This window comes from Tabrizicola sp., from assembly GCF_034366665.1.
Taxonomy (GTDB): Bacteria; Pseudomonadota; Alphaproteobacteria; order Rhodobacterales; family Rhodobacteraceae; genus Tabrizicola.
On sequence record NZ_JAXMMF010000123.1, the window covers coordinates 1 to 3804 of the forward strand.

The 3804-nt window shown below is 63.9% G+C and carries 4 protein-coding genes and 2 pseudogenes; 4 read left to right on the forward strand and 2 right to left on the reverse strand.

Annotated features, from left to right (window positions below):
• A partial coding sequence (locus U1E69_RS18030) for a cupin domain-containing protein (RefSeq protein WP_322245809.1) occupies positions 1-313 on the forward strand: 313 nt, incomplete at its 5' end.
• A 163-nt stretch (positions 314-476) separates the two neighbouring features.
• On the opposite strand, the pseudogene U1E69_RS18035 reads toward U1E69_RS18030, so the two are convergent.
• Positions 477-1151, reverse strand: a pseudogene (locus U1E69_RS18035) (L,D-transpeptidase); the annotation flags it as partial.
• 319 nt (positions 1152-1470) lie between these two features.
• Between U1E69_RS18035 and U1E69_RS18040 the strand changes: the two are divergent.
• On the forward strand, positions 1471-1725 hold the full coding sequence (locus U1E69_RS18040) for a GlsB/YeaQ/YmgE family stress response membrane protein (RefSeq protein ID WP_322245810.1): 255 nt from the start codon (positions 1471-1473) through the stop codon (positions 1723-1725).
• 60 nt (positions 1726-1785) lie between these two features.
• Here the strand turns inward: U1E69_RS18040 and U1E69_RS18045 are convergent, their stop codons facing one another.
• Positions 1786-2994 carry an aminopeptidase P family protein gene (locus tag U1E69_RS18045; RefSeq protein ID WP_322245811.1) on the reverse strand — a complete coding sequence of 403 codons (1209 nt, stop codon included), beginning with the start codon at positions 2992-2994 and terminating at the stop codon, positions 1786-1788.
• 249 nt (positions 2995-3243) lie between these two features.
• On the opposite strand from U1E69_RS18045, the gene U1E69_RS18050 reads away from it, so the two are divergent.
• Together U1E69_RS18050 and U1E69_RS18055 are read left to right on the forward strand one after the other, a co-directional pair.
• Positions 3244-3588, forward strand: a complete 345-nt coding sequence (locus tag U1E69_RS18050; protein ID WP_322245812.1) for a zf-TFIIB domain-containing protein — start codon at positions 3244-3246, stop codon at positions 3586-3588.
• Positions 3589-3702: 114 nt separating this feature from the next.
• Positions 3703-3804 (forward strand): annotated as a pseudogene (locus U1E69_RS18055) (peptidase T4); the annotation flags it as partial.

Genomic DNA, 3804 nt, shown 5'->3' on the forward strand with positions numbered 1-3804 from the left:
CGGCACGGCACCAGAGATCGGCGGACCCGACCCGGAGCGGCTGATTTCCGGTAACCCGGTCCATAGCACCTGGAACCTTGAGGACCGCGACGGCCTGTACTGCGGTCTGTGGCAGTCCACGCCCGGCAAGTGGCGGGTGAAATACAGCGAGTGGGAGTATTTCCGCATCCTGTCCGGCTATTCTCTGCTGACCAGCGCGGATGGCACGATCACTCAGCTGCACCCGGGCGACAGCATGATCATCCGCCCGGGTTTTGAAGGAACGTGGGAGGTCGTGCAGACCACCCTGAAGGATTACGTCATCCGGCTGTAGCGCTGTCCGAGGTCCCGACCGTCACCACGGCGGCGGGGGCCTGCGGACGCGGGCACTCCTCGGCAGCGATGCCGCGACGTTCGCAGGCGGCAAGGCGCTTCTTCTCGGCCTTTTCGGCAGCGACCTTGTCCCGCGCGTCCTTCTTGGCCAAAGCGGCGGCTTCCTTTTCCTTGCGGGCGATGTTCTCGGGCGTTTCGGGGACCAGACGGCCGTAGGCGTCGATCATCTGCGGGCCTTCCAGCGCCAGGCTTTCCGCCTCGGAGCGGACCTTGACGCGGGTGCCGTTCGGCACGCGGCTGTACAGGTCGATGGCATCCTGGTTGAACAGGCGAATACAGCCTGCGCTGGTCGCATGGCCGATGGAAGCCGCATCCGCCGTGCCGTGGATGCGGAACATCGTGTCCCGGTTGCCGCGATAAAGGTACAGCGCCCGCGCACCCAGGGGGTTGGTCAGCCCGCCCGGCAGACCACCGGCATAGGCGGCGTAAAGGTCGGGCCGCGTGCGGATCATGTTCGCCGTCGGCGTCCACGACGGCCATTCCGCCTTGCGCCCGATGACACCTGTGCCGCGGAACGACATCCCCTCACGCCCGACGGCGATGGGATAGCGCGTCGCGGTCCCGCCTTCGTTCACCAGGTAAAGCTTGCGGGCGAAGGTATCGACCACGACCGTGCCCGGAGCCTCGGGCCCGGTATAGGCCACTTCCACCTTGCGGTTGCCTTCGTAAAGGTACTGCGCGGGCACCGGTTCGATGAAGAACTCACCGTCCTGGATGCCTTCGTAACCCGCGACGACATCGGGTTGCTTCTGGGTGGTGCCTGCGCAGGCGGCAAGCATGGGAAGGGCGAGGATCGCGAAGATCCGGGCAAGGGATTGGGTCACGGGTGCAGACTCATCTTTGGGCAGCTTTGGTCACCTTGCGCCATGCGACCGGCCATGCGTCAAGCCCAAAAGCACAAGCTTTTCCGAATCTTCCCGGGCAAAGCTGGTTCAGGCGGAGATTCCTGTTCGATTCTGCGCGATCGGCCGAAACTCTCCGGGACGTGGCAGCTGCTGAGTGCTTGCACGACAGATTGATCCACCACAGGGAACCCGGCGGATTTCCGCGCGTTGGTCGGTACCGCACACCACAGAAGCGGGAGCAAAGGGGACCACCATGGCCATAGAAGCACTTCTCATCACACTTATCATCGGCGCAGTCGCGGGCTGGCTCGCCGGTCAGATCGTCAAGGGCTATGGCTTTGGCCTTCTGGGCAACATCGTCGTGGGCATCGTCGGCGCGTTCATCGCCGCTTGGCTTCTGCCCTCGGCCGGTATCTCGCTGGGCGGTGGCATCCTGGGTGCCATCATCGCGGCCACGCTTGGCGCCGTGATCCTGCTGCTGCTGATCCGCGTCATCAAGCGCGCCTGATATCGGCTGATCGCAGCGCCAGAAGGAAAAGGGCCGGGGATCACTCCCCGGCCCGAACATTTACGCAACCACGTTGAACGCGGGGCCGTAGGGGTAGTGCGTGATATCCTCGGGCTCGTCCTCGGTCACGACGAAGATGTCGTGCTCGCGGTAGCCACCGGCACCCGGCATCCCTTCGGGGATCGTCAGCATCGGCTCCATCGAGATCACCATCCCCGGCTCCAGCACCGTGTCGATATCCTCGCGCAGTTCCAGCGCCGCCTCGCGGCCATAGTAGTGCGACAGGATCCCGAACGAGTGGCCATAGCCGAAGGTCCGGTATTGCAGCATCTGCCGCTCTGCCAGGAACTCGTTGATCTTCATGGTGATCTCGGCGCAGGTGGCACCGGGTTTCAGAAGCTTCATGCCGAATTCGTGGCTGTCGATGTTGGTCTGCCAGACGCGCATCGAGGCATCGTCGACTTCGCCCACGAACAGCGTCCGCTCCAGCGCGGTGTAGTAGCCGCTGATCATCGGGAAGCAGTTCAGGGACAGGATGTCGCCATGCTGCAGCTTGCGGTTGGTCACCGGGTTGTGCGCGCCATCGGTGTTGATCCCGGACTGGAACCAGACCCAGGTGTCGCGGTATTCGGCGTCGGGGAAGCGCTTGGCAATCTCGCGCTCCATCGCGTCACGACCGGCGATGGAAACCTCCAGCTCGGTCGCGCCGACCTTGATCGCCTCGCGGATCGCATAGCCGCCGACGTCGGCCACGTTCGCGCCGTGCTTGATCATGGTGATTTCAGCGGGGGATTTCTTCATCCGCTGGAACATGGTCGCCGGGGCGATGTCGATGCCGCGCTTGGGCTTGAGGAAGCTGTTCAGCTTCTCCATCCGTTCGACGGTCAGGTGATCCGCCTCGCAGCCGATGTTCTTGCCCACGCCCGTGACCGAAGCCACCGCGCGCCACATGTTGTCGCGGGTCCAGTCGGTGTAGGTGATGTTGTCGGCAATCGACCGGCGCCAGGGCTGGCCCGCGTCGATCCCCGCGCTGATGGTGACGCATTCGGTCTTCGTCACGACGCAGGCATAGGGACGGCCGAACGAGCAATACAGGAAGCCTGAGTAATACGACACGTTGTGCATCGAGGTCAGGACGACGGCGTCCAGATCGTGCAGCTCCATGATCTCGCGCAGGCCCTGCAGGCGATCATGGTATTCCTGATCGGCGAAGGGGAGGGTGTCTTTCTTGCCGCCATTGTGGAAGCGGTACATATCGGGACGGTTCAACGACATTTCCTAGACCTCATTTCCAGGGGTCAGGACATATGCCCAGGGGACCCCGAAAGGTCCCGGCGTACAGGACGGAAGCGGGGATACCCCCACAAGCGTCGGGGCTGATGCCCCTGTGGCGACGCCATCGCCACGGCTCATCCCATCCATGCGCCTTCGCAACAATTCGCGCAAGTCCGTTTTCGACCCTTGCTTGGCCAGTTTGCGACCCCATCTAAAGCCGGTGAACATGCATGGGAGTTGGAAATGCGCTGTCCGGTCGACAACGAAACCCTGGTGATGGCGGATCGTGGCGGAGTCGAGATCGACTATTGCCCCAAGTGCCGTGGCGTCTGGCTGGACCGGGGCGAGCTGGACAAGATCATTGACCGTTCGCTGGGTGGCCCTGCCGCCGCGCCCGCGCCGACGCCGCAGCAGGCGATCCAGCAGCACGCAGCACCCCATCCGTCCCCCGTCTACCAGCCCGAGCCGCGCGCCCCGCAAGGCTACCGCGAGGATGACCGTCGCCGCTACAAGGACGACGACGACGACGATTACCGTTACAAGAAGAAGCGCAAGGACAGCTTCCTGAGCGATATCTTCGACTTCTGATTCCGCAGGCGTGCCCCGGGTGTGACCCCCGGGGCCTCTGCTACCACCTTCCGCTTGGGTCCCTTGCTCGGTCCCCCGGTTGCCGATGGCATCTTGAGAGCCTAGTCTGCCTGCATGCGTCCCGGCCCCCTGAACCGCATCACGGATATCCTTGGCCTGCGCGTCGGCAATGCCGATGACGCCGTCTTGCGCTCAGGCGTGACCGTGCTGACCGCC

Bases quoted from the DNA above. Each gene is read 5' to 3' on its own strand.
- U1E69_RS18040 (WP_322245810.1), top strand. From the start codon at position 1,471: ATGGCCATAGAAGCACTTCTCATCACACTTATCATCGGCGCAGTCGCG.
- U1E69_RS18050 (WP_322245812.1), top strand. From the start codon at position 3,244: ATGCGCTGTCCGGTCGACAACGAAACCCTGGTGATGGCGGATCGTGGC.